This is a genomic window from Pseudomonas sp. KT_2_4, assembly GCF_041410225.1.
GTDB lineage: Bacteria > Pseudomonadota > Gammaproteobacteria > Pseudomonadales > Pseudomonadaceae > Aquipseudomonas > Aquipseudomonas paracarnis.
Map to the genome: position 1 here is coordinate 1,771,081 of NZ_CP166962.1, position 24,467 is coordinate 1,795,547.

Here is a 24,467-nt window from a genome sequence, read left to right on the forward strand (position 1 = left end):
AGCCTCATCCTTTGTTTGAACGCTTCCCGCCCTGCGAGAAGGTTGGTAACCGCTGCCATTAGGCATGGCGAGCCGATAGGTCACCGACGCGCTTGTGTTTCACTTGGGACCAAGCATAGCGCCTGGTTAGAATCAATCTACAAATTGCCGCCAAGTATCTTTTACACAAGGCCTTTTATCAACAACTGCGCCAGCTCCACGGCGTTCAGGGCCGAGCCTTTGCGTACGTTATCTGACGTCAGCCAAAGATTTAGTTCCGCCGGGTCGTCGATACCGGCGCGAACTCGCCCTACATACACCACGTCCTGGCCGACGGCGTCGCCTACGGCCGTGGGGTAATCGCCCTCCTCGACCCGCTCTATTCCCGGTGCAGCGTCGAGCGCACGGTTCACCGCGTCCAGGTCGACCGGCGCGGCCAGTTGCAGCGACACAGCCAGGCTATCGCCGAAAAACACCGGGGCTTGAACGCAGGTGGCGGAAATCTTTAGTAAAGGTGTTTCCAGCACCGCACGCAGTTCGTGTACGAGACGTTTCTCTAGGGCGGTATGACCTTGGGCATCCGGCGTGCCGACTTGCGCCAGCAGGTTGAACGCCACTTGCCGATCAAAGAACGCCGGTTCCAAGGGACGCACGTTCAACAGTTCAGCGGTCTGGCGCGCCAACTCGCTGACGGCCTCGCGGCCCTGGGCAGAGATGGCCAGGTTAGCGGTGACGCTCACGCGCTGGATGTCCACCACACCGCGCAAGGGCGCCAGCACCACCGCGAGGTACGTGGCACAGGGGCTCGGGCTGCCGAGTTGAAAAGGCTTTTTCAACGCGTTCAGCACATGGGCGTTGGCCTGCGGTACCACTTGCGGCGCCTGCTCGGCGGGCAATGCGCCGGACAAGTCAATCACCGCGCAACCAGCGGCGGTGGCACGCGGGGCGAAGCTCAAGGTCACCGCCGGGCCTGCAGCGAAGAACGCCAACTGCACCTTGCTGAAGTCAAACGTGTCGACTTCTTTGACCCGCACGTTCTTGCCCCGAAACGGCACCGAAGCCCCCGCCGAGTTGCTGCCCGCCAGCAGGTACAAGGTGCCAACCGGGAACTCCAGTTCTTCGAGAATCTGCACCAGGGTTTCACCCACGGTACCGGTGGCGCCGATCACGGCGATTTCAAAGGTCTGGGTCATGGGGTTGCCTCGGGCATTACGGGGGAGCGGCACTTTACCGGGTGGTAGAGGGTGAGGCAATTACAGCCCCCCTGATCGTTCCCACGCTCTGCGTGGGAATGCCTCCTGTGACGCTCCGCGTCACGCCTCTAAAGCAGACGCAGAGCGTCCAGAGCTGCATTCCCACGCAGAGCGTGGGAATGATCACAAAGGCAACAAAAAACCCGCGCCTGTCACCAGAACGCGGGTTTCTGTTATTGCCTCAAGCGATCAACGCTCCAGCAAAATCCGCAACATGCGACGCAACGGCTCAGCCGCGCCCCACAGCAGTTGGTCGCCGACGGTGAACGCGCCGAGGAACTGGCTGCCCATGTTCAGCTTGCGCAGACGGCCCACCGGTACATTCAGGGTGCCGGTGACCTTGGTCGGGCTCAGCTCCTGCATGCTGATATCGCGGTTGTTCGGCACCAGCTTGACCCAGGGATTGTGCTGGCTGATCAGGCCTTCGATATCGGCGATCGGCACGTCTTTGTTCAGCTTGATGGTCAGCGCCTGACTGTGGCAACGCATGGCGCCAATGCGCACGCAGATGCCATCCACCGGGATCGGGTTCTTGAAGCGACCCAGGATCTTGTTGGTTTCGGCCTGGGCCTTCCACTCTTCACGGCTCTGGCCGTTAGGCAGTTCCTTGTCGATCCACGGGATCAAGCTACCGGCCAATGGCACGCCAAAGTTCTCGGTCGGGTAAGCGTCGCTGCGCATGGCCTCGGCCACACGGCGATCGATGTCGAGGATGGCGCTGGCCGGGTCAGCCAGTTGATCGGCGACAGCGGCGTGAGTCGCGCCCATCTGCTTGATCAGTTCGCGCATGTTCTGCGCGCCGGCGCCGGAGGCCGCCTGATAGGTCATGGCGCTCATCCACTCCACCAGGCCCGCTTCGAACAGGCCACCCAGGCCCATCAGCATCAGGCTCACGGTGCAGTTGCCGCCCACGTAGTTCTTGGTACCGGCGTCCAGTTGCTGATCGATGACCTTGCGGTTGACCGGATCGAGGATGATCACCGCGTCGTCCTGCATGCGCAGGCTCGAAGCGGCGTCGATCCAGTAACCCTGCCAGCCGGCTTCGCGCAGCTTGGGGAAGACTTCGCTGGTGTAGTCGCCACCCTGGCAGGTCAGGATCACGTCGAGGCTCTTCAACTCTTCAATGCTGTAGGCATCCTTGAGCGGGGCAATATCCTTGCCCACGGACGGCCCTTGGCCACCTACGTTCGAAGTGGTGAAAAACACCGGCTCAATAAGATCGAAATCCTGCTCTTCCAGCATCCGCTGCATGAGCACGGAACCGACCATACCGCGCCAACCGATCAGACCTACACGTTTCATCGCAACTACACCTTGTTAAAAAGTGGGCCGCCTTGCAGCAACAACTGCAAGCGGGCCCGAGAGATTACAGATTCCGCAGCGCGGCGACTACTGCGTCGCCCATTTCTTGCGTCCCGACCTTGGTGCAACCCTGGGACCAGATATCGCCCGTGCGCAAGCCCTGATCCAGCACCAGGCTGACAGCCTTCTCGATGGCGTCCGCCGCATCGCCCAGGTTGAAGCTGTAGCGCAGCATCATCGACACCGACAAAATCGTCGCCAGCGGGTTGGCAATGCCCTGCCCCGCGATGTCTGGCGCCGAACCGTGGCACGGCTCGTACATACCTTTATTGTTGGTGTCCAGGGACGCCGACGGCAGCATGCCGATGGAACCGGTGAGCATCGACGCCTGGTCGGACAGGATGTCGCCGAACAGGTTGTCGGTGACGATCACGTCGAACTGCTTGGGTGCGCGCACCAACTGCATGGCGGCGTTGTCGACGTACATGTGGCTCAGTTCGACGTCCGGGTAATCCTTGGCGACTTCTTCGACGATTTCACGCCACAGCTGGCTGGAAGCCAACACGTTGGCTTTATCCACCGAGCAGACCTTTTTACCGCGCACCCGCGCCATATCGAAACCGACACGGGCGATACGGCGGATTTCGCTCTCGCTGTACGGCAGCGTGTCGTAGGCCTGGCGTTCGCCATTTTCCAACTCGCGCACGCCCCGTGGCGAGCCGAAGTAGATACCGCCGGTCAGCTCGCGCACGATGAGGATATCCAGGCCCGCCACCACTTCCGGCTTGAGGCTCGACGCGTCGGCCAGTTGCGGGTAGAGGATGGCCGGGCGCAGGTTGCCGAACAGGCCCAGTTGCGCACGGATTTTCAGCAGGCCGCGCTCAGGGCGGATATCACGCTCGATCTTGTCCCATTTCGGCCCACCCACGGCGCCGAGCAGCACGGCATCGGCAGCCCGGGCGCGGTCGAGGGTCTCGTCGGCCAGGGGCACGCCGTGCTTGTCGATGGCGGCGCCGCCGATCACATCGTGGCTCAGCTCGAAGCCCAGGTTGTACTTGCTGTTGGCAAGCTCAAGGACCTTGACCGCTTCGGCCATGATTTCCGGACCAATACCGTCGCCAGGGAGAATCAGAATCTGCTTGCTCATGCGTTCCTCATTTCATCAAGCGACCCGCCCGTGGGCAGGTCGGGAAAAATCAATCAGCGTTCGGCGAAGACCACCAGCACATCGGTGCTGAAGGTGCCGTCGGCTTGAATGTCGTAATAATCGCGCACTTCCTGGCCCATCGCCTGTTGCAGCTTAAGGATTGCCGCACGCAATACCTCTGGCGTGCGCATGCGCTCGACCCACGAGGTGTATTCCAGGCGCAAGCGCTGGCGACTGCTGTTGCGCACGTGCAGGCCAGCCTCACTCAACTGGCGCATCCACTCGGCGCCGGAGTAATCACGCACGTGGCTGGTGTCGCGCAGCACTTCGACGGTTTGCAGGTAAGTGTCCAACAGGGGGCTGCCCGGTGACAAGACATCCACAAATGCCGCCACGCCGCCCGGCTTGAGCACCCGGCGCACTTCACGCAGGGCCAGGCCGAGGTCGCTCCAGTGATGGGCCGAATAACGGCTGAATACGAAGTCGAACTCACCCTCGGCAAAGGGCAAGCGCTCAGCGGCGCCGTGCACGGTGCGGATGTTGTCCAGGTTGCGGTCTTTGGCGGCGGCGGCCACCACGTCGAGCATGGGCTGGGACAAGTCGTAGGCCACCACTTCTTTGACCAGAGGCGCCACATGGAAGCTGACATGACCGGCACCGCAGCCCAGGTCCAGCAAGCGTGCAGCGCCCTGCCCGGCCAGCTCGGCCTGTAGCACAGCGAATTCGGTGCCCTGGGCGTGTACGGCGCTGCTCAGGTAGGCCGAGGCTTGCTCGCCGAATTGTTTTTGCACGACTTGGGTGTGGGCGGTGGTGGTCATGGTGGCTTTCCTTGGGGTTTGTGGTGGTTGCACTGGCGCTATCGCAGGCAAGCCAGCTCCCACCGTTGGAATGCACTCCAATGTGGGAGTCGGGCTTGCCCGCGATGGGGCCCGCACGGTTACCGCAAATCAGGCATCGCGAAACAACCAGGGCTGGCTCGCCCGGTGCCTGGTTTCAAACGCAGCAATCGCATCGCCGTCCTGCAAGGTCAGGCCAATGTCATCCAGGCCGTTGATCAGGCAGTGCTTACGGAAGGCATCCACTTCAAAGTGGTACACCTTGCCGTCAGGGCGGGTCACGGTTTGCGCGGCCAGGTCCACCGTCAATTGGTAGCCGACATTGGCCTCCACTTGCTGGAACAACTCGTCCACTTCTGCGTCGCTCAAGATGATCGGCAACAGGCCGTTCTTGAAGCTGTTGTTGAAGAAGATATCGGCGTAGCTCGGCGCGATGATGCTGCGAAAGCCGTACTCTTCCAGGGCCCACGGCGCGTGTTCACGGCTGGAGCCGCAACCGAAGTTTTCCCGGGCCAGCAACACGCTGGCACCTTGGTAACGCTCGGCGTTGAGCACAAAGTCCTTGTTCAGGGGGCGCTTGGAGTTGTCCTGGTAGGCGTAGCCCACGTCCAGGTAGCGCCACTCATCGAACAAGTTGGGGCCGAAACCGGTGCGCTTGATCGACTTCAAAAATTGCTTGGGGATGATCTGGTCGGTGTCCACATTGGCACGGTCCAACGGCGCTACAAGGCCTGTATGTTGGGTAAAAGCTCTCATCGGGTTTTCCTCAGATCAATTCGCGAACGTCGATGAAACGACCGTTGACGGCAGCAGCGGCGGCCATGGCCGGGCTCACCAGGTGGGTACGCCCACCCGCGCCCTGACGCCCTTCGAAGTTACGGTTGGAGGTCGATGCGCAATGCTCGCCCGACTCCAGGCGGTCCGGGTTCATCGCCAGGCACATCGAGCAGCCCGGCTCCCGCCATTCAAAACCGGCTTCGAGGAAAATTTTGTCCAGCCCTTCGGCTTCCGCCTGGGCTTTAACCAGCCCGGAACCTGGCACCACAATGGCTTGCTTGATAGTCGAGGCCACCTTGCGGCCCTTGGCGATCACCGCCGCGGCGCGCAGGTCTTCGATCCGCGAGTTGGTGCAGGAGCCGATAAATACACGGTCCAACTGGATATCAGTGATCGCCTGATTGGCGGTCAACCCCATGTATTTCAAGGCGCGCTCGATGGAGCCGCGCTTGACCAGGTCGGCCTCTTTGGCCGGGTCCGGCACGTTCTGGTCAACGGCCAAGACCATTTCCGGCGAAGTGCCCCAGCTGACTTGCGGCTTGATCTGCGCAGCGTCGAGTTCGACCACGGTGTCGAACACCGCATCGGCGTCGGAGACCAGGTCTTTCCAGGCTTCGACGGCGGCGTCCCAATCGGCGCCTTGCGGCGCGAAGGGGCGACCTTTGACGTATTCGACGGTTTTTTCGTCCGCCGCCACCATACCCACGCGGGCACCGGCTTCGATGGACATGTTGCAGATGGTCATGCGGCCTTCAATGGACAGGTCGCGGATAGCACTGCCGGCGAACTCGATGGCATGGCCGTTGCCGCCTGCGGTGCCGATCTTGCCGATCACGGCCAGTACGATGTCCTTGGCGGTCACGCCAAACGGCAATTGGCCTTCGACGCGCACCAGCATGTTTTTCATTTTCTTGGCCACCAGGCACTGGGTGGCAAACACGTGCTCCACCTCGGAAGTACCGATGCCGTGGGCCAGGGCGCCGAATGCGCCGTGGGTGGAAGTATGGGAGTCACCGCAGACCACGGTCATGCCCGGCAAGGTTGCGCCCTGCTCCGGGCCGATGACGTGGACGATGCCTTGGCGCACGTCGTTCATCTTGAATTCGGTGATGCCGTATTCGTCGCAATAGTCGTCAAGGGTCTGCACCTGCAACCGCGAGACCTGGTCGGCAATGGCGTCGATGCCGCCTTTGCGCTCAGGAGTGGTCGGCACGTTGTGGTCCGGCGTGGCGATGATGGAGTCGACGCGCCAAGGCTTGCGCCCGGCCAGTCGCAGGCCTTCGAACGCTTGGGGCGAGGTCACTTCATGGATGATGTGACGGTCGATATAGATCAGCGACGATCCATCATCGCGACGTTTCACTTCATGGGAATCCCAAAGCTTGTCGTAAAGCGTTTTGCCGGCCATCAGTCGGTCCTCATCAGCGGTGCTTCTATACGCCGGGCTTTTCAATAACCCTTTGGCTTGTGAGGCTGATGGTATGGCGCTACATTAAATAACTCAAATTCATATTTTTTATGCTTTGGATTACCAACTGGAATAGCACCATGGACCTGGCCAACCTCAACGCCTTTATTGCCATCGCCGAGACCGGCAGCTTCTCCGGCGCCGGCGAACGCCTGCACCTGACCCAACCGGCCATCAGCAAGCGCATCGCCGGTCTGGAACAACAATTGAAGGTACGACTGTTCGACCGCCTGGGCCGCGAAGTCGGCCTGACCGAGGCCGGGCGGGCCTTGCTGCCCCGCGCCTATCAAATCCTCAACGTGCTGGACGACACCCGCCGGGCCCTGACCAACCTCACCGGCGAAGTCAGCGGCCGCCTCACCCTGGCCACCAGCCACCATATCGGCCTGCACCGCCTGCCACCGATTCTGCGCACCTTCACCCGGCAATACCCGAATGTGGCACTGGATATTCAGTTTCTGGATTCAGAAGTGGCCTACGAAGAAATCCTCCACGGCCGTGCGGAAGTCGCAGTGATCACCCTGGCGCCAGAGCCCCACAACCTGGTGCGCGCCACCCGGGTGTGGGACGACCCGCTGGATTTTGTGGTGGCGCCGGAACACAGCCTGATCAGCAACGGTTCCGTCAGCCTGGCGGATATAGCCGGGCATCCGGCGGTGTTTCCCGGAGGCAATACCTTTACCCACCATATTGTCAGCCGCCTGTTCGAGGCGCAGGGCCTGATGCCCAATATCGCGATGAGTACTAACTACCTGGAAACCATCAAGATGATGGTCTCCATCGGTCTGGCCTGGAGTGTGTTACCACGCACCATGCTCGACGATCAGGTGGCAAGTATCGCTTTGCCGGGCATACAGCTCAGTCGCCAGCTAGGCTATATCGTGCACACCGAAAGGACGCTGTCGAACGCTGCGCGGGCTTTCATGAGCCTGTTGGATGCACAGGTCGATCTGCCAGGGTTATCGGCATGACACCGTGCGGGCCAAGGGTTTGGGTCAAACCGCGCGGTTTTCTCAATGAGCCAAGGCCCTTTGATAATGCGCAACCCCCTTGACCCGATTCCACCCCTGCCCCGCATCTACGCCCTGGACCCTCAAGCGGCGGAACAAAGCTGGGACAGTGCCCCGCAGCTGCTGGCGGCCCTCAATGCCGCGCGGCTGGGTGCCTGGTGCTGGGAAATCGACACAGGAAGAATCAGTTGGTCACGGGGCACCCAGGCGCTATTCGGCTTTGACCCGCGCCAGCCTCTGCCCAAGGACCTGGACTACCTCGACCTGCTGGCCCCGCAAGACAGCGCGCGGGTGGTGCGCGGCTTTCATGCGGTGCTCGCCGGAGAGCCCTTCGACCGCGCCATGCACCACCGCATCCAATGGCCCGATGGCAGCCTGCACTGGCTGGAAATCAGCGGCAACCTGGCCCCCGACAAAGCCGGACGGCGACGCATGATCGGGGTGATCCGCGAGATCACCCACCAACGCGACCGTGAACATGCCCTCAGCCATTCGGAAAAGCGCTTCGCCACACTCTTCCACCTGTGCCCGAACATGGTGCTGCTGACGCGCCAGGCCGACGGCTTGATCAGCGAAGCCAACCAGTATTTCGAGATGCTGTTCGGCTGGCCAGTGGCCGATGCCATCGGCCGCACCACCCTGGAACTGGGCCTGTGGCGCCATCCGGAACAGCGGGCGCTGCTGGTCAAGGCCACCCAGCGCAAAGGCGAACCCATCACCATGGAAGTGCAGTTCTGCGCCAGCAACGGCCAGATCCATGACGGCACCCTCAGCGCACAAAAGGTCGAACTGGACGGCGAGGCGTACCTGATCAGCACGTTCCTGGACACCACCGAACGTAAAAACGCCGAGCAAGCACTCAAGGACAGCCAGGAGCGCCTGGACCTGGCTCTGGATTCCGCGCAACTGGGCACCTGGGATTGGCACATCCCCAGCGGCATGCTCTACGGCTCGGCGCGTGCCGCCCAGTTGCACGGGCTGGAACCCGCGCCGTTCCATGAATCCTTCGATGCGTTTTTTGAGGGCATGTCCGATGAAGACCGCGAGGGTATGCGCCATGCGTACCGCAGTTTGCGCGAAGGCCCGGACGGCAACTATCAGTTGACCTACCGCGTGCAAATGGAAGACGGCAGCCCGCGTTACCTGGAGAGTCGCGCACGCCTGTATCGCGATGAGTCAGGCAAGCCCCTGCGCATGGCCGGCACCTTGCTGGATATCACCGACCAGGTCGAGCGCGAGCAACGGCTGACCGCCTCGGAGGAAAAGTTCGCCAGCCTGTTCCAGGCCAGCCCCGACCCGATCTGCGTCACCTGCCTGGACAGCGGCGCGTTCATCGAGATCAACCCGGCGTTTACCCAGACGTTTGGCTTTACAGCCGCCGAAGTACTCGACAAAAGCGCCGAACAAATCGGCCTGTGGGACGACTCCAGCAAGCGCCTGCAACGCATCGAGCAGGTGATTCGCGAGCAGGCCCTGAGCAATGTGGCCATCGTGGTGCATCACAAGGACGGCCAAAGCCTGACTTGCATGATTTCCAGCCGTTTAATCAAGGTCAGCGACCAGCCGTGCATCGTCACCACGCTGCGCGATATTACCCAACAGCAACGCTCGGAAGCCGCACTCAAGGCCAGTGAAGAGAAGTTCGCCAAGGCGTTCCACTCCAGCCCCGATGCGATTTCCATCACCGAGCGCGACACCGGCCGCTATGTGGAGGTCAACGATGGCTTTTGCCGCCTGACCGGTTACCGCACCGAAGAGGCCATCGGCCTGACCCTGTACCAGATCGGCATCTGGGCCGACGAAAACCAACGCGCCGCACTGTTGGCCGAGTTGCAGATCAAGGGGCGCATTCACCACCTGGAAATGCTCTGGCGCAACAAGCGTGGCGAGGTACTGGCGGTGGAGGTCTCGGTGGAGCCGATCACCTTGAATGAAACCCCCTGCCTGCTGCTGACCGCACGGGATGTGAGCCTATTGAAGAACGCCCAGGCACAAATCCGGCACCTGGCCTATCACGACCCGCTGACCAACCTGCCGAACCGCGCACTGCTGATGGACCGCCTGAGCCAGCAGATCGCCCTGCTCAAGCGCCACAACCTGCGCGGCGCCCTGCTGTTTCTGGACTTGGACCACTTCAAGCACATCAACGACTCCCTCGGCCACCCCGTTGGCGATACCGTGTTGAAAATCGTCACCGCGCGCCTGGAAGCCAGCGTGCGCATGGAGGACACCGTGGCGCGCTTGGGCGGCGATGAGTTTGTGGTATTGCTCAGCGGCCTGGAGGGCACCCGCCAGACGGTCAGCAGCCAAGTGCAAGCGCTGGCCGATACCCTGCGCGAATTGCTCTCGGAGCCGATGTTTCTCGACGGTCATCGGCTGCAGGTCACACCCAGCATTGGCGTGGCACTGATCCCCGACCACGGCACCACACCCGCCGATTTGCTCAAGCGCGCCGACATCGCCCTGTACCGCGCCAAGGACTCCGGGCGCAACACCACGCAGATGTTCCACAACAGCATGCAAAGAACCGCTAGCGAACGCCTGCGCATGGAGACTGACTTGCGCCTGGCCTTGTCACGCGGCGAATTCAGCGTGCATTACCAGCCCCAGGTGGATGCGCGCGGCAACCGGATAGTCGGCGCCGAGGCCCTGGTGCGCTGGCAGCACCCACAATTGGGCGCGCAGTCACCGGCGGAATTTATCAAGGTATTGGAAGACAGCGGCCTGATCCTGGAGGTCGGCACCTGGATTCTCGATGAAGCCTGCGGCGCCTTTGCCCAGTTGATTGCCGATGGCCTGGTAGACCCGCTCAATTTCAGCCTGTGCGTGAATATCAGCCCCCGGCAGTTTCGCCAGAACGACTTCGTGGAACGGGTGGAGCACAGCCTCAAGCAACACGGCCTGCCGTTCAGCCTGCTGAAACTGGAAATCACCGAAGGCATCGTGATCCAGAACCTGGACGATACCGTGGTGAAGATGCGTCGCCTGAAAAAACTCGGCGTGAGCTTTGCAATGGATGATTTCGGCACCGGCTACTCATCCTTGACCTACCTCAAGCGCTTGCCGGTGGATGCGCTGAAGATCGATCAGTCGTTCGTGCGCGATGCGACCCACGACCCCAATGATGCAGAAATCATCCGCGCCATTGTGGCCATGGCGCGCAGCCTGAACCTGGAAGTCATCGCCGAGGGGGTGGAAACCCTGGAGCAACTGGCGTTCCTGCAAAAGCTCGGCTGCCATTTATTCCAGGGCTATTTGCACAGCCGACCGTTGCCGATCGAGGGGTTCAGGCAACTGCTGGAGTAAGGCTGCCGGTTAAACGGCTGTTGGATGCGGCATACCCAGCAGGCGGCTGACTTGGTTCAAGTCCGTCTCCCGGCGTAGGGCCGTGAACAACTCCACCGCTTGCGGGTAGTTGCGCGTGAGCATCGCCAGCCATTGTTTCAAGCGGCCGGGCGCCTGCTTCTCCGTCAGTTGCGCCACCGACTGACGCCAGAACTCCTGAAGCATCGGCTGCATCTGCGCCCAGGTCATCTCGACCACCTCTTCGCCGGCCTTGGCCGCCACAATCTGCCGCGCCAGATCGGGCCGCGCCACCAGGCCACGGCCCAGCATGATGTCTTCGGCGCCGCTGATTTCGCGGCAGCGTTTCCAGTCTTCGACGCTCCAGATATCGCCATTGGCAAACACCGGCACCTTGACCACGTCCTGCACCCGCGGGATCCACTCCCAATGAGCCGGCGGCTTGTAGCCATCGGCCTTGGTGCGTGCATGCACCACGATATGCGCAGCGCCGCCCTCGGCCAGGGCCGTGGCGCACACCAGCGCGCCATCCGGGCTGTCGAAGCCCAGGCGCATCTTGGCGGTCACGGGAATATGGGCGGGTACGGCGCGGCGCACGTGCTCGACGATCTGGTTGAGCAGCTCCGGCTCCTTGAGCAGCACCGCGCCACCTCGGGATTTATTCACGGTCTTGGCCGGACACCCGAAGTTCAGGTCGATCACTTCAGAGCCCAATTCACAGGCCAGGGCGGCATTTTCCGCCAGGCACACTGGGTCGGAACCGAGCAACTGCACCCGCAACGGCACACCCGCCGCCGTGTGGGCACCGTGCAGCAGTTCAGGCGCGAGCTTGTGGAAATAGGCAGGCGTGAGCAGGCGGTCGTTGACCCGGATGAACTCGGTCACGCACCAGTCGATACCGCCCACGTGGGTCAACACGTCCCGCAGGATGTTGTCGACCAACCCCTCCATGGGCGCCAAAGCAATTTGCATGGAAAACACTCAACAAAAATCGTGGCGCAGTTTACTGGGTTTCCCGCGGCAACCGTTAACCCCCTGTCAGGGCGGGGCCGTAACCTTCAATAAACTCGGCGGGCATGCGCTTGGGCTTGCCGCTGGACAACTCAATACATACGAAGGTTGTTTGCGCGCGCAGCAGGGTCGCGCCGTCACGGGGGCGTACCAGTTGGAAACGGCGGGTCATCTTCAGGCGCTGGTCCCAGTCGACGATCCAGGTGGCCAGTTGTAACTCATCGCCCTCATAGCCTGCCGCCAGGTAGTCGATCTCATGGCGTACCACGGCCATGGCGCGGTCGAGGCGGCGGTATTCGGTGAGGTCCAGCCCCAGGCGCTGGGAATGGCGCCAGGCACAACGCTCCAGCCATGAGACGTACACCGCATTATTGGCGTGCCCCAGGCCGTCGATGTCCTCAGCCGCAACCTGCAGATCGATGATGAACGGCGTTGCCAAATCCCAGCCCATGCCTTGCTCCAGTCGATTGATGTCGGCGGGGCAGTGTATCAGGCGATCTGGCGCTCCTGTAGACGGCAGCCGGCCAATAGGGCGAGCACAGCATCGATGACCTGCGGGTCGGCGAGCACTTTCTGGTGGCCGCCCTGCTCCAAGCGCAGCAGGCGGCTGTCGAACCAGGCTTCGTGAATGGCTTGAGCCGCCCTGACCGGAACAAAGGTGTCGTCTTCGGCGTGGACGATCAGGCCGGGAATGTTCAGTTGGTAGTGGGCCACGTCCAAATGCTTGAGCGCCATGCCCATGCTCAACTCCACCTCTTGGATAAAGGCTGAGCGCGCCCGTGGCGGCAAGCCGACCATGCGGGTGAACCTGCGTAGCACATCCAGAAAGCGCGACGGTGCGGCAATGCTGACCAATGCCTGCGTACGCAACCCCAACTGCACCGCCAACATCGCACTGGCGCCGCCCATGGAATGGCCGACCACCGCATACAGCGGCGGCAGCTCGGCCGCCGCCTCAAGCATGGCGCGGGCAAACAGCAGTACATGGGCTTCACGCCCTGGCGACCGGCCGTGAGCGGGACCGTCCAGGGCTATCACCGAATAGCCGTTGTCGACCAACGCCGTGATCAAGCTGGCGAATTGAGTCGGCCGGCCTTCCCAGCCATGCATCAGCAGCACCGCCGGGCCATGCCCCCATCGCAACGCCGACAGACCGAAACGCAGGGTAATGCGCTCCGATTGGGCCAGCAGCGGCAGCTCCCAGTCACGCGGCGGCAGATCGCGCGGGGTCATGAAGGTGCGACGCATCTTGCTGGCGACCGCATGCGGCGCAAGGCGCCCCACCGTGCCATTGAAACCACGAACCCAGGTCAATGCGCCCATCTCGCGTCCCCTTTTTCAGCGTACCGCCGACTTGGCCGCACGTATCACCCGATCCGATAACTCGCCCGGCCCCAGCGCCCGCGCCAGGGTCAGCCCCCCGACCATCAAGGCCATGTCCGCCAGGGCTTTGTCGATCTCTTCAGGGCTGCCGGCCAGTTGCGCAGCCATCAACTCGACGTGCTCGTTCAAGACCTCGCGAAAAGCATCCGGCAAGCGCCCCATCTCCCCCACCGTCGCGGGCAACGGGCAGGCCTGGGTCGTGGAGTCGCGGTGCTTGCGTGACAGATAAAACGCGGCGACCAACGTGCGACGCTCTTCGCCGGTCAGCTGGTCATCCAAGTCATCGATGGAGGCGCGGCGCTGCGCCAACAACTGGTTGAACGCTTCCAGCATCAGTGCGTCTTTGCTTTCAAAATGCGCGTAGAAGCCTCCTACCGTCAGCCCAGCCGCCCCCATCACCTCGCCCACACTGGGCTCAGCCGGGCCACGCTGGATCAACGCCGCGCTGGCAGCCTGCAAAATACGTTCGCGGGTTTGCGCTTTTTTATCGCTCATCGAAGCCTCCGTCTCTCATGGGGTTTAATATTATTACCATAATAATATTTGGCAAGCGACAAGCACGACCGCCGGTCAGAACAGAAAAATGGGTAATAAAGGAGGGAATTGGCCAAACGCCAGACAAACAAAAGGGCCATTCAATAATTGAATGACCCTTAAAAATCCCGCAGAGCGGGTAATCGTGGCGTCCCCTAGGGGACTCGAACCCCTGTTACCGCCGTGAAAGGGCGGTGTCCTAGGCCACTAGACGAAGGGGACACAAACCTTCTATACAACTGATCAGCGCTGAGAACTGATCGATTCAAGGACGGTGTGGCCGGAACCTTGAACCTGTAAAATTGGTGGAGCTAAACGGGATCGAACCGTTGACCTCTTGCATGCCATGCAAGCGCTCTCCCAGCTGAGCTATAGCCCCGGATTTTTCGTCTCGCGACGCAGCAGACCTTTCGAGCTGCTTGTTGAAACTGGCGTCCCCTAGGGGACTCGAACCCCTGTTACCGCCGTGAAAGGGCGGTGTCCTAGGCCACTAGACGAAGGGGACAAAACCTTCTGTACATCTGATCAGAGCTGAGACCTGATCAATTCAAGGACGGTGTGGCCGGAACCTTGAACCTGTAAATTGGTGGAGCTAAACGGGATCGAACCGTTGACCTCTTGCATGCCATGCAAGCGCTCTCCCAGCTGAGCTATAGCCCCTCATCGGTGAGGACGGGGCGAATCTTAATGGCGGTTTGGAAACGTGTCAAATTTATTTTCAACAATTTCCAAAATTTTTTGCCGGGATAACAATCACTTACCGACGAAACCCCGAAAAACCGGGGTTTCGTGCCCTAAGCGGCCTGCTTAAACGATAGCGCCCAGCAGCTTTTCCCATTCCTTGTTTTCTTTCTTCGATACACCCCCAAGCAAATCAAGGGCTTGGCGTAGACGGAAACGAGTCAAGTCCGGGCCGAGAATTTCCATCGCATCAAGCACCGACACCGAACTGGCCTGCCCGGTGATTGCGGCAAACATCAGCGGCATGGCATCGCGCAGTTTCAGCTCCAGGGATTCCACCACCGCCTGGATGGTCGCGGTGATCGCATCCTTCTCCCACTGACGCAGGCTTTCAAGCTTCCACAGGATCAACTGCATCAGCTGGCGCACCTGATCACCGGAAAGCTTCTTGGACTCGAACAGCTTGGGATCGGGATTCACGCCACCAGCAAAGAAGAAACTGGCCAAGGGTGCGACCTGGCTGAACGTCTCTACCCTGCCCTGCACCAACGGCGCAACTTTCATCATGTACTCGGGGTTCAATGCCCACTGCTGCACACGGGAGGCAAACTCCTCCACGGGCAAGTCACGCAGCCACTGACCATTGAGCCACGACAGCTTCTCGATATCGAAGATCGGCCCACCGAGGGAGACGCGGGACAGGTCGAAGTTGTCGACCATTTCCTGCAGCGAGAACTTCTCGCGCTCGTCCGGCATAGACCAGCCCATGCGACCCAGGTAGTTGAGCATCGCCTCAGGCATAAAGCCCATGCGCTCGTAGAACGTCACCGACGTCGGGTTCTTACGCTTGGACAGCTTGCTCTTGTCCGGGTTACGCAGCAGCGGCATGTAGCACAGCTGCGGTTGCTCCCAGCCGAAGTATTCGTACAGCAGGATCAGTTTCGGCGCCGATGGCAGCCACTCTTCGCCGCGCAGCACATGGGTGATGCCCATCAGATGGTCATCGACCACGTTGGCCAGGAAGTACGTCGGCAAGCCGTCGGTCTTCATCAGCACCTGCATGTCCATGCGGTCCCACGGGATTTCGACGTCACCGCGCAGCATGTCCGGCACCACGCATACGCCTTCGCTTGGCACTTTCATACGAATGACGTGAGGCTCACCGGCGGCCAGGCGCGCAGCCACTTCTTCCTTGGACAACAGCAGCGCACGGCCATCGTAGCGCGGGGTTTCGCCACGGGCCTGTTGCTCGGCGCGCATCTGGTCCAGTTCTTCGGCGGTGCAGAAGCACGGGAAGGCATGGCCCATATCGACCAGTTGCTGGGTGTACTGCTTGTAGATGTCGCTGCGCTCGCTCTGGCGATACGGACCGTGAGGGCCGCCCACGTCCGGGCCTTCAGCCCAGGTAATGCCCAACCAGCGCAGGGCATCGAAAATCTGCTGTTCGGACTCACGGGTGGAGCGCAGTTGATCGGTGTCTTCGATCCGCAGGATGAACTCACCGCCATGCTGCTTGGCAAAGCAGTAGTTGAACAGGGCGATGTAAGCAGTACCGACGTGGGGATCCCCAGTAGGCGATGGCGCAATGCGCGTGCGGACGGTGGTCATGGCAGGTCTCGAATGGGCGATATAACTGAAAATTGAAACAAGGGGCGAATGGTAACAGCCTGGGTGATTTCTGGAAAACCGAGGCGCGGCCATCGCAGGCAAGCCAGCTCCCACATTGACCGTGTTCACAGATCAATGTGGGAGCCGGGCTTGGCCGCGATGAAGCCAGCCCAATCTACGCAAATCAAACAGCCAACAGACGCTCACGCAACTTGCCAATCTCATCACGCGTCTGCGCCGCCGCTTCAAACTCCAGATCCCGCGCCAGCTGGTACATTTTTTCTTCCAACTGCCGAATCCGCTTGGTGATCTCACTCGGCGAGCGCAGTTCGTTCTCGTACTTGGCACTTTCCTCGGCAGCCTTGGCCATGCCCTTGCGCTTCTTGCTGCGCGAGCCTGGCACGGTGGCGCCTTCCATGATGTCGGCAACGTCCTTGAACACGCCCTTGGGGGTGATGCCGTGTTCCAGGTTGAACGCGATCTGCTTGTCGCGACGACGCTGGGTCTCGCCAATCGCACGCTCCATGGAACCGGTGATGCGGTCCGCATACAGGATCGCCCGCCCATTGAGGTTACGCGCCGCTCGGCCGATGGTCTGGATCAGCGAGCGTTCGGAGCGCAGGAAGCCCTCCTTGTCCGCATCCAGGATCGCCACCAGCGACACTTCCGGCATGTCCAGGCCTTCGCGCAGCAGGTTGATCCCCACCAGCACATCAAAGGTGCCCAGGCGCAGGTCGCGGATGATTTCCACGCGTTCCACAGTGTCGATGTCCGAGTGCAGGTAACGCACGCGCACGCCGTGGTCGGCCAGGTAATCAGTCAAGTCTTCGGACATGCGCTTGGTCAGAGTGGTGACCAGCACCCGCTCTTCCAGGGCCACGCGCTTGTTGATTTCCGAGAGCAAGTCGTCGACCTGGGTCAGCGCGGGGCGGATTTCGATTTCCGGGTCCACCAGGCCAGTGGGACGTACCAGTTGCTCGATGACGCGGCCCGCGTGCTCGGCTTCATAGTTGCCGGGCGTAGCGGAGACGAAGATGGTCTGCGGGCTGATGGCTTCCCACTCGTCAAAGCGCATCGGCCGGTTGTCCAGCGCCGACGGCAGGCGGAAACCATATTCCACCAGGGTTTCCTTGCGCGAACGGTCGCCCTTATACATGGCGCCCACCTGCGGCACGCTGACGTGGGATTCGTCGATCACCAGCAAGGCGTCCGGCGGCAGGTAGTCATAGAGCGTCGGTGGCGGCGCCCCGGAGTCACGGCCCGACAGGTAACGCGAGTAGTTTTCGATGCCGTTGCAGTAACCCAGTTCCAGGATCATCTCCAGGTCGAAGCGAGTGCGCTGCTCCAGGCGCTGGGCTTCCACCAGCTTATTGTTGGAGCGCAAGTATTCCAGGCGCTCGGCCAGCTCGACCTTGATGCCCTCGATGGCGCCCATCAAGGTTTCGCGTGGGGTCACGTAATGGCTTTTGGGGTAGAAGGTGAAGCGTGGCAGCTTGCGGATCACTTCACCGGTCAACGGGTCGAAGGCTGACAGGCTTTCGACCTCATCATCGAACAGCTCGATGCGAATCGCTTCCAGGTCGGATTCCGCCGGGTAGATGTCGATCACATCGCCGCGCACCCGGAAGGTGGCGCGGGCAAAATCCATGTCGTTACGGGTGTACTGCAGGCTCGCCAGGCGCCGCAGCAATTCGCGCTGGTCGAGTTTGTCACCACGGTCGACGTGCAGCACCATCTTCAGATAGGTTTCCGGGCTGCCCAAGCCGTAGATGCACGACACCGTGGTGACGATGATCGCGTCTTTGCGCTCCAGCAGTGCCTTGGTGGCCGACAGGCGCATCTGCTCGATGTGGTCGTTGATCGACGCATCCTTCTCGATAAAGGTATCGGACGACGGCACATAGGCTTCGGGCTGGTAGTAGTCGTAGTAGGAAACGAAATACTCCACCGCGTTGTTCGGGAAGAACGCCTTGAACTCGCCATAGAGCTGCGCCGCCAGGGTTTTGTTCGGCGCCAGCACCAGGGTCGGGCGATTGGTCTGGGCGATCACGTTGGCGATGCTGAAGGTCTTGCCGGAACCGGTCACCCCAAGCAGCGTCTGGTGCGCCAGGCCGGCCTCGATGCCTTCGACCATCTGACGAATGGCTTCCGGTTGATCGCCGGCGGGTTCAAAACGGGTAACGAGCTGGAAATCCGACATAACGTACCTCGTGAAGTCACCCCAGACTCGACACCGCCAGGGACGAAATAGCTCAGCAACCCGCGAATAGTCATCGCAGGTTGCAGGAAAAAACCATGATAGCTGTAGAAGTGGTGTCGAATGTGACGGGTTTCAAGGCCGTCTTCCTACACGACCTTTATCGTCAATGTTGCAATAAGACTAACGGTCAGCAAATAAACCGAAAAACTTGGCCGAAAAGCCGTTTCCGTTGTCGCTCTCAGCCGTGATGGCCTCTATACTAGCTCCCCGTTTGTGCACCGCTCTAGTGCATTCGGCTGGAGCGCGACACGTCCCTCCTACCCCCCATAGAGCTGCCGCAAAAATGAGCCTGTTCTCCGCTGTCGAAATGGCACCACGCGATCCAATCCTGGGCCTCAACGAAGCATTCAACGCCGACACACGAACCACCAAGGTGAACCTTGGCGTGGGCGTTTACTGCAACGAGGAGGGGAAGATTCCACTCTTGCGTGCCGTTGCCGAAGCGGAAGCCATTCGTGTGGCGCAACATGCCGCCCGAGGCTACTTGCCAATCGACGGCATCGTGGCGTACGACCAGGCCGTGCAAAAGCTGCTGTTTGGCGCTGAGTCGCCACTGTTGAGCGCAGGCCGTGTGATTACCGCCCAGGCCGTGGGCGGCACTGGCGCGCTGAAAATCGGCGCCGACTTCCTCAAGCAACTGCTGCCCAACGCCGTCGTCGCCATCAGCGACCCAAGTTGGGAAAACCACCAGGCGCTGTTTGAAAAAGCCGGTTTCCCGGTGCAGACCTACCGCTACTACGACGCCGCCACCCACGACGTGAACCGTGCCGGCCTGCTCGAAGACCTCAACGCCCTGCCGCCACAGTCCATCGTGGTGCTGCACGCCTGCTGCCATAACCCGACCGGCGTCGACCTCAGCCCGGCCGACTGGCAAAACGTGCTGGACGTGGTCAAGGCCAAGAACCTGGTGCCGTTCCTCGACATGGCCTACCAGGGCTTCGGCGACGGCATCCACGAAGACGCCGCCGCGGTGCGCTTGTTCGCGGAATCAGGCTTGACCTTCTTTGTGTCCAGCTCGTTCTCCAAGTCGTTCTCCTTGTATGGCGAACGCGTAGGCGCGCTGTCGATCGTCAGCGAGTCCAAGGAAGAAAGCGCGCGCATCCTGTCCCAGGTCAAGCGTGTGATCCGCACCAACTACTCCAACCCGCCCACCCACGGCGCAGCCATCGTTGCCGCAGTGTTGAACAACCCTGAGCTGCGTGCCCAGTGGGAAGCCGAACTGGCCGAGATGCGCCTGCGCATCCGCGGTATGCGCGAGCAGATGGTCGCCGAACTGGCCAAGGCCGCGCCAGGTCACGACTTCAGCTTCGTTGGCCGCCAGCGCGGGATGTTCTCCTACTCCGGTTTGAGCGTTGAGCAAGTCACCCGTCTGCGCAGCGAGTTTGGTATCTACGCACTGGATACCGGCCGTATCTGCGTAGCGGCGCTGAACCAATCGAACATTGGTGCCGTGACCAAGGCGATTGTCGAGGTGCTGTAAGCAAGCCGGCAAACGTAAGACGAAGGGGGAAGCCACTGGCTTCCCCCTTTTTATTGGCGAACACACTAGACTGAACGCCGACTGCCTCTTTGCTGCGAGAACCCTAATGAGAAACGATGACCTGGACCTGCGCGCCGACCGCGACGAACTGCACGACTACGCCCCACGCGCACCGCAAGCCAAGCGCCAGAAGAGCCTGGTGTTGCAGGTTGCGCTGGGAGTATTCCTCGGTGGGTTGGCGTTATGGCTGGTACAACTGGGCGCGACGGCAATCATGGCCAAACTGGCCATGGGCACCCTGCAGTTCGGCGGCTGATGTACGACACCTGTGGGAGCTGGCTTGCCTGCGATAGAGGCGGTTCAGTTAAAGATTCATTAACTGACACACCGCTATCGCAGGCAAGCCAGCTCCCACATTTGATCTAGGATGCTGGCAGATTGCGTTCTTCCAGCAGTTTTACGAAGCTGTTCAAGCTTTGTGACACCGTGCCCCGCCGCCAGATCAGCCAGGTATTCAAGATACGGAATGTGTCGGGCAGCGGCCACACACTCACCGCCGCACACCCCGGCATACTCTCCAGCATGCTGCGTGGCATCAGCGCCAGCCCGGCCCCGGCGCTGACACAGGCCAACATGCCGTGGTACGACTCGATCTCGAAGATCCTGCCCGGCACCGCGCCATCCTGTGAGAACCAGCGTTCGAAGTGATGCCGGTAAGAGCAGTTGGAGCGAAACGTATAGATGTTCTCGCCATTCACATCCTGGCCGCGGGTGATCGGCGCGTGATGCAGTGGCGCAATCACCACCATCTCTTCCTCGAACACCGCCACACCCTCTAGCGTGGAATGCAGCACCGGCCCATCGACAAAGGCCGCCGTCAGCCGGCCCGACAGCACACCTTCGATCATGGTGCCCGAGGGCCCCGTGCTCAGGTCTAGCTCGACCTTGGTGTATTGCTGGTTATACGCCGCCAGTAACGCAGGTATACGCACGGCCGCCGTGCTCTCCAGCGAGCCCAGGGCAAAGGCGCCTTGGGGCTCCTCCCCCGCCACCGTCGCACGGGCTTCTTGCACAAGGTCGAGAATGCGCCGCGTATAGCCAAGGAAATTCCACCCGGCCGGCGACAGGCGCAGGCGGCTTTTCTCGCGGATAAACAACTCCACGCCCAGGTCCTGCTCCAGTTGTTTGATGCGCGTGGTGAGGTTCGATGGCACGCGATGAATCAACTGCGCGGCGGCGCTGATGCTGCCTTGCTCGGCAACGGCCTTGAAGATTTCCAGCTGCACCAGATCCAAATCATTCTCCATTCATGAACGTATTGCTTAATATTATTCAGTTTCCAGAAAACATACAGCCCCGTACGCTGGCCCCATTCCACTCATTCAGCCGGACGGTGCCATGAACAATGCTATCTCCCACCAGACCCACGCCCTGTCGATCAACCCCGCCAGCGGCGAAACAGTCGGCAGCTACCCCTACGAAAGCGCAGAACAGCTGAACGCCGCCCTCGCCCGCTCGACCGATGCCTTCCGCACCTGGCGCCGCACGCCTGTGAGCCAGCGCGCCGAATACCTGCTGGCCCTGGCTGCCGCCCTGCGTGAGCAAGCTGAAGACATGGCGCAAATGATCACCCTGGAAATGGGCAAACCCATCGCCCAGGCCCGTGCCGAAATCGAAAAGTGCGCCCAACTGAGCGAATGGTACGCCGCCCACGGCCCGGCCATGCTCGCCCCGGAGCCCACCCTGGTGGACAACGGTAGCGCCCGGATTGAATACCGCCCACTGGGCCCGATCCTCGCGGTAATGCCGTGGAACTTCCCGGTATGGCAAGTGCTGCGCGGCGCGGTGCCGACCCTGCTTGCCGGCAACACCTACGTGCTCAAACATGCGCCCAACGTAATGGGCAGCGCCTACCTGATCCAGCAAGCGTTGCGCAAAGCCGGTTTTGCCGAAGGCGTGTTTGAAGTCATCAACGTAACCCAGGACGGCGTGTCCACCGCCATCGCCGACCCACGCATCGCCGCCGTGACGCTCACCGGCAGCGTGCGCGCCGGCATCGCCATCGGCTCACAGGCCGGGGCCGCGTTGAAGAAATGCGTGCTGGAACTGGGCGGCTCCGACCCCTTTATCGTGCTCAACGACGCTGACCTCGACGCCGCCGTACAAGCCGCTGTCATCGGCCGCTTCCAGAACAGCGGCCAAGTCTGCGCCGCCGCCAAGCGCTTGATCATCGAAGCGGGCGTGGTTGAAGCCTTCACCGCCAAATTCCTAGAAGCCAGCCGCGCCCTGGTGATGGGCGAGCCCACCTCCTACAGCACCTATATCGGCCCCATGGCGCGTTTTGATCTGCGTGACGAACTGCACGGCCAGGTCCAGGCGACCCTGGAAGAAGGCGCCGCGCTGCTGCTGGGTGGCCATAAAGTCGCGGGCGCGGGCAATTACTACGAACCGACCGTCCTGGCTGACGTCACCGACCAAATGACGTCGTTCAAACAGGAACTGTTCGGCCCAGTAGCCTCGATCATCACCGCCCGCGACGCCGAGCACGCCGTGGCGCTGGCCAATGACAGCGAGTTTGGCCTGACCGCGAGCATCTTCACCAGCGACTCGGCAAAGGCGCGGGCTATTGCCGATCAGTTGGAAACCGGCGGGGTCTTTGTCAACGCGTTCAGCGTCTCAGACCCGCGGGTGGCGTTTGGCGGCGTGAAGAAGAGCGGGTTCGGCCGCGAGCTGTCGCACTTCGGCGTACGCGAGTTCTGCAATGCGCAGACGGTGTGGCTGGATCGCAAGTAAAGCTGCAACGGCTAGGCATCGTCGGTGCGCGCATCGAACGCCGCCTGCGCCTGCAGCACCGCTTCCGAATGGCTGAGCGTCCAGGCGTAAAGCGCCTTGAACGGCTCTTCCAGCGTCCCCCCCAGCGGCGTAATGCTGTACTCCACCGCCACCTGCGAAGACGCGATGACCCGGCGCGCCAGAATGCCACTGCGCTCAAGACGGCGCAGGCTCTGGGTCAGAGCTTTTTGCGTGATGCCGTCCAGGCGACGCCTGATTTCATTGAAGCGCAACGGTTTTTCGCACAAAGAGCCCAGTATCAGCACCGACCACTTGTCGGTGATCTGATCAAGCAATAATCGGCTGGAGCAATCGGCTTTGAATACCTTCACGGTACCGTCTTGAGTCAGCGCCGGGTCATGATCGAGCATGTGGTTTCCTCTGGGATACCTGATAGCTTTAAAGTGCCTAATTGATATTAGGTATACACAATATACTATCAAGACTCATTTCAAATGGAGTCTCTGGCAATGAGTGTTACGAATCTGGATGCTTTGTTTCAGCCATTTGCGCTGAAATCCCTGGCCCTGAAAAATCGCATCGTCATGGCACCCATGACCCGTTCGTTTTCCCCCACCGGTGTACCAGAAGAAAACGTCGCCGCCTATTATCGCCGACGTGCCGAACACGACGTCGGGCTGATTCTCTCAGAAGGCACCGCCATTGATCGCCCCGGCGCACGTAACGACCCCGGCGTCCCGCTGTTCCATGGCGACCGGGCATTGGCGGGCTGGAAACAGGTCATCGACGGCGTGCATGCGGCAGGCGGCAAAATGGGGCCGCAAATCTGGCATGTCGGATCGGTGGGCAATCCCTTCAACGACTGGGCGCCCGAGACAGGTATCGAAGGCCCTTCCGGCCTCGCCGCACCCAGTACGCCACGCGGTGACGCGATGAGTGATGAAGCCATCGCCGATACGATTGCGGCTTACGCCAAGGCGGCTGCCGACTCCAAACGGTTAGGGTTTGATACCGTTGAAATACACGGTGCACACGGTTACTTACTCGATCAGTTCTTCTGGGAAGGCACCAATCAGCGTCCCGACCAGTTCAATGGCGCATCCATCAAGGAGCGCTCGCGTTTCGCCGCAGAGGTGGTCAAGGCGATACGTGCAGCAGTAGGCCCGGCGTTCCCCGTGATATTGCGGGTGAGCCAGTGGAAGCAGCAGGATTACAGCGCGCGCCTGGTGACCACGCCGAACGCCATGTCGGACTGGCTGGTGCCGTTGGTGGAAGCGGGTGTCGATATCCTGCATTGCTCACAACGGCGTTTCTGGGAAGCCGAATTTCCCGAACTGGATGGCGAGCAGGGGCTGAACTTCGCCGGCTGGGCCAAGAAACTCACCGGCGCGGCGACCATCAGCGTGGGCTCGGTCGGCCTGTCCGGGGACTTTCTTGCCGCCTTCGGAGGCGAAAGCTCTCAACCCGCCAGCCTGGATAATCTAGTGCACAGGCTTGAACGCGAAGAATTTGACCTCATCGCCGTTGGCCGCGCATTACTGAGCGACCCACAGTGGGCCAGCAAAATTCGCACGGGAGAGACCTCCAGCCTGAAAGCCTTCAGCCCATCGGATCTTGCTGAGCTCATCTAGCCAATAGGCCC

General features: G+C 61.1%; 20 protein-coding genes and 4 tRNA genes. 6 read left to right on the forward strand and 18 right to left on the reverse strand.

From position 1 onward, the window contains the following. Positions 1-161 precede the first annotated feature (161 nt). From AB9N64_RS08055 to leuC, 6 genes are all read right to left on the reverse strand, one after another. Entirely contained in the window at positions 162-1,172 is a 1,011-nt protein-coding gene (locus tag AB9N64_RS08055) for an aspartate-semialdehyde dehydrogenase (RefSeq protein ID WP_072433786.1), read from the reverse strand. 249 nt (positions 1,173-1,421) lie between these two features. Further along, entirely contained in the window at positions 1,422-2,534 is a 1,113-nt protein-coding gene (gene asd / locus AB9N64_RS08060; RefSeq protein WP_003192554.1) for an aspartate-semialdehyde dehydrogenase, read from the reverse strand. Positions 2,535-2,598: 64 nt separating this feature from the next. Further along, a complete protein-coding gene (gene leuB / locus AB9N64_RS08065) occupies positions 2,599-3,681 on the reverse strand; it encodes a 3-isopropylmalate dehydrogenase (protein ID WP_014719158.1) in 1,083 nt (360 codons plus the stop codon). Positions 3,682-3,734: 53 nt separating this feature from the next. Then, positions 3,735-4,499: a class I SAM-dependent methyltransferase gene (locus AB9N64_RS08070; RefSeq protein ID WP_130174886.1), complete on the reverse strand. Its 765-nt coding sequence runs from the start codon at positions 4,497-4,499 to the stop codon at positions 3,735-3,737. Positions 4,500-4,628: 129 nt separating this feature from the next. Next, positions 4,629-5,273: a 3-isopropylmalate dehydratase small subunit gene (gene leuD / locus AB9N64_RS08075; protein WP_014719160.1), complete on the reverse strand. Its 645-nt coding sequence runs from the start codon at positions 5,271-5,273 to the stop codon at positions 4,629-4,631. 10 nt (positions 5,274-5,283) lie between these two features. Continuing rightward, positions 5,284-6,702: a 3-isopropylmalate dehydratase large subunit gene (gene leuC, locus AB9N64_RS08080; protein WP_014719161.1), complete on the reverse strand. Its 1,419-nt coding sequence runs from the start codon at positions 6,700-6,702 to the stop codon at positions 5,284-5,286. 140 nt (positions 6,703-6,842) lie between these two features. On the opposite strand from leuC, the gene AB9N64_RS08085 reads away from it, so the two are divergent. Continuing rightward, positions 6,843-7,733, forward strand: a complete 891-nt coding sequence (locus AB9N64_RS08085; RefSeq protein ID WP_014719162.1) for a LysR family transcriptional regulator — start codon at positions 6,843-6,845, stop codon at positions 7,731-7,733. A gap of 66 nt (positions 7,734-7,799) precedes the next feature. Further along, positions 7,800-11,078: an EAL domain-containing protein gene (locus AB9N64_RS08090; protein WP_014719163.1), complete on the forward strand. Its 3,279-nt coding sequence runs from the start codon at positions 7,800-7,802 to the stop codon at positions 11,076-11,078. 9 nt (positions 11,079-11,087) lie between these two features. Here the strand turns inward: AB9N64_RS08090 and AB9N64_RS08095 are convergent, their stop codons facing one another. From AB9N64_RS08095 to uvrB, 10 genes are all read right to left on the reverse strand, one after another. Then, complete coding sequence (locus AB9N64_RS08095) at positions 11,088-12,047, reverse strand: tRNA-dihydrouridine synthase (protein WP_014719164.1); 960 nt, start codon at positions 12,045-12,047, stop codon at positions 11,088-11,090. A gap of 55 nt (positions 12,048-12,102) precedes the next feature. Next, a complete protein-coding gene (locus AB9N64_RS08100) occupies positions 12,103-12,537 on the reverse strand; it encodes a thioesterase family protein (RefSeq protein WP_020300953.1) in 435 nt (144 codons plus the stop codon). A 38-nt stretch (positions 12,538-12,575) separates the two neighbouring features. Further along, positions 12,576-13,409, reverse strand: a complete 834-nt coding sequence (locus tag AB9N64_RS08105; RefSeq protein ID WP_371360154.1) for an alpha/beta fold hydrolase — start codon at positions 13,407-13,409, stop codon at positions 12,576-12,578. A gap of 15 nt (positions 13,410-13,424) precedes the next feature. After that, the gene (locus AB9N64_RS08110) at positions 13,425-13,964 is read right to left on the reverse strand and encodes a TetR/AcrR family transcriptional regulator (RefSeq protein ID WP_014719166.1); all 540 of its coding nucleotides are present in this window, start codon (positions 13,962-13,964) and stop codon (positions 13,425-13,427) included. A gap of 185 nt (positions 13,965-14,149) precedes the next feature. After that, positions 14,150-14,225 (reverse strand) — tRNA-Glu (locus AB9N64_RS08115). An 81-nt stretch (positions 14,226-14,306) separates the two neighbouring features. Further along, positions 14,307-14,382 (reverse strand) — tRNA-Ala (locus AB9N64_RS08120). Positions 14,383-14,432: 50 nt separating this feature from the next. Continuing rightward, a tRNA-Glu gene (locus AB9N64_RS08125) sits at positions 14,433-14,508 on the reverse strand. Between the two features lie 79 nt (positions 14,509-14,587). Beyond that, positions 14,588-14,663, reverse strand: a tRNA-Ala gene (locus AB9N64_RS08130). 147 nt (positions 14,664-14,810) lie between these two features. Continuing rightward, positions 14,811-16,292, reverse strand: a complete 1,482-nt coding sequence (gltX, locus tag AB9N64_RS08135) for a glutamate--tRNA ligase (RefSeq protein WP_058410039.1) — start codon at positions 16,290-16,292, stop codon at positions 14,811-14,813. Positions 16,293-16,476: 184 nt separating this feature from the next. Further along, positions 16,477-18,492 (reverse strand): excinuclease ABC subunit UvrB, encoded by a 2,016-nt coding sequence (uvrB, locus tag AB9N64_RS08140; protein WP_003192575.1) that lies wholly within the window; start codon positions 18,490-18,492, stop codon positions 16,477-16,479. A 343-nt stretch (positions 18,493-18,835) separates the two neighbouring features. Between uvrB and AB9N64_RS08145 the strand changes: the two genes are divergently transcribed. Beyond that, positions 18,836-20,032, forward strand: a complete 1,197-nt coding sequence (locus AB9N64_RS08145) for an amino acid aminotransferase (RefSeq protein ID WP_137270621.1) — start codon at positions 18,836-18,838, stop codon at positions 20,030-20,032. A gap of 106 nt (positions 20,033-20,138) precedes the next feature. Continuing rightward, positions 20,139-20,348, forward strand: coding sequence for a hypothetical protein (locus AB9N64_RS08150; RefSeq protein WP_005789784.1), 210 nt, complete (start codon positions 20,139-20,141; stop codon positions 20,346-20,348). A 106-nt stretch (positions 20,349-20,454) separates the two neighbouring features. Here AB9N64_RS08150 and AB9N64_RS08155 read toward each other — a convergent pair whose 3' ends face one another. Continuing rightward, on the reverse strand, positions 20,455-21,327 hold the full coding sequence (locus tag AB9N64_RS08155) for a LysR family transcriptional regulator (protein WP_019820847.1): 873 nt from the start codon (positions 21,325-21,327) through the stop codon (positions 20,455-20,457). Positions 21,328-21,430: 103 nt separating this feature from the next. On the opposite strand from AB9N64_RS08155, the gene AB9N64_RS08160 reads away from it, so the two are divergent. Then, complete coding sequence (locus AB9N64_RS08160) at positions 21,431-22,825, forward strand: aldehyde dehydrogenase family protein (RefSeq protein WP_371360155.1); 1,395 nt, start codon at positions 21,431-21,433, stop codon at positions 22,823-22,825. 11 nt (positions 22,826-22,836) lie between these two features. Here the strand turns inward: AB9N64_RS08160 and AB9N64_RS08165 are convergent, their stop codons facing one another. Further along, positions 22,837-23,235, reverse strand: a complete 399-nt coding sequence (locus AB9N64_RS08165) for a helix-turn-helix domain-containing protein (RefSeq protein ID WP_019820843.1) — start codon at positions 23,233-23,235, stop codon at positions 22,837-22,839. Between the two features lie 99 nt (positions 23,236-23,334). Between AB9N64_RS08165 and AB9N64_RS08170 the strand changes: the two genes are divergently transcribed. Further along, positions 23,335-24,456 (forward strand): NADH:flavin oxidoreductase, encoded by a 1,122-nt coding sequence (locus AB9N64_RS08170; protein ID WP_014719171.1) that lies wholly within the window; start codon positions 23,335-23,337, stop codon positions 24,454-24,456. Positions 24,457-24,467: the final 11 nt, after the last annotated feature.

What these genes read in the sequence shown, in the direction of transcription:
- AB9N64_RS08170 (WP_014719171.1), top strand. Translation starts at nt 23,335, where the DNA reads ATGAGTGTTACGAATCTGGATGCTTTGTTTCAGCCATTTGCGCTGAAA.
- AB9N64_RS08105 (WP_371360154.1), bottom strand. Translation starts at nt 13,409, where the DNA reads ATGGGCGCATTGACCTGGGTTCGTGGTTTCAATGGCACGGTGGGGCGC.
- AB9N64_RS08095 (WP_014719164.1), bottom strand. Translation starts at nt 12,047, where the DNA reads ATGCAAATTGCTTTGGCGCCCATGGAGGGGTTGGTCGACAACATCCTG.
- AB9N64_RS08165 (WP_019820843.1), bottom strand. Translation starts at nt 23,235, where the DNA reads ATGCTCGATCATGACCCGGCGCTGACTCAAGACGGTACCGTGAAGGTA.
- gltX (WP_058410039.1), bottom strand. Translation starts at nt 16,292, where the DNA reads ATGACCACCGTCCGCACGCGCATTGCGCCATCGCCTACTGGGGATCCC.
- AB9N64_RS08145 (WP_137270621.1), top strand. Translation starts at nt 18,836, where the DNA reads ATGAGCCTGTTCTCCGCTGTCGAAATGGCACCACGCGATCCAATCCTG.
- AB9N64_RS08055 (WP_072433786.1), bottom strand. Translation starts at nt 1,172, where the DNA reads ATGACCCAGACCTTTGAAATCGCCGTGATCGGCGCCACCGGTACCGTG.
- AB9N64_RS08085 (WP_014719162.1), top strand. Translation starts at nt 6,843, where the DNA reads ATGGACCTGGCCAACCTCAACGCCTTTATTGCCATCGCCGAGACCGGC.
- AB9N64_RS08100 (WP_020300953.1), bottom strand. Translation starts at nt 12,537, where the DNA reads ATGGGCTGGGATTTGGCAACGCCGTTCATCATCGATCTGCAGGTTGCG.
- uvrB (WP_003192575.1), bottom strand. Translation starts at nt 18,492, where the DNA reads ATGTCGGATTTCCAGCTCGTTACCCGTTTTGAACCCGCCGGCGATCAA.
- asd (WP_003192554.1), bottom strand. Translation starts at nt 2,534, where the DNA reads ATGAAACGTGTAGGTCTGATCGGTTGGCGCGGTATGGTCGGTTCCGTG.
- AB9N64_RS08150 (WP_005789784.1), top strand. Translation starts at nt 20,139, where the DNA reads ATGAGAAACGATGACCTGGACCTGCGCGCCGACCGCGACGAACTGCAC.
- AB9N64_RS08070 (WP_130174886.1), bottom strand. Translation starts at nt 4,499, where the DNA reads ATGACCACCACCGCCCACACCCAAGTCGTGCAAAAACAATTCGGCGAG.
- leuC (WP_014719161.1), bottom strand. Translation starts at nt 6,702, where the DNA reads ATGGCCGGCAAAACGCTTTACGACAAGCTTTGGGATTCCCATGAAGTG.
- leuB (WP_014719158.1), bottom strand. Translation starts at nt 3,681, where the DNA reads ATGAGCAAGCAGATTCTGATTCTCCCTGGCGACGGTATTGGTCCGGAA.
- leuD (WP_014719160.1), bottom strand. Translation starts at nt 5,273, where the DNA reads ATGAGAGCTTTTACCCAACATACAGGCCTTGTAGCGCCGTTGGACCGT.
- AB9N64_RS08090 (WP_014719163.1), top strand. Translation starts at nt 7,800, where the DNA reads ATGCGCAACCCCCTTGACCCGATTCCACCCCTGCCCCGCATCTACGCC.
- AB9N64_RS08110 (WP_014719166.1), bottom strand. Translation starts at nt 13,964, where the DNA reads ATGAGCGATAAAAAAGCGCAAACCCGCGAACGTATTTTGCAGGCTGCC.
- AB9N64_RS08160 (WP_371360155.1), top strand. Translation starts at nt 21,431, where the DNA reads ATGAACAATGCTATCTCCCACCAGACCCACGCCCTGTCGATCAACCCC.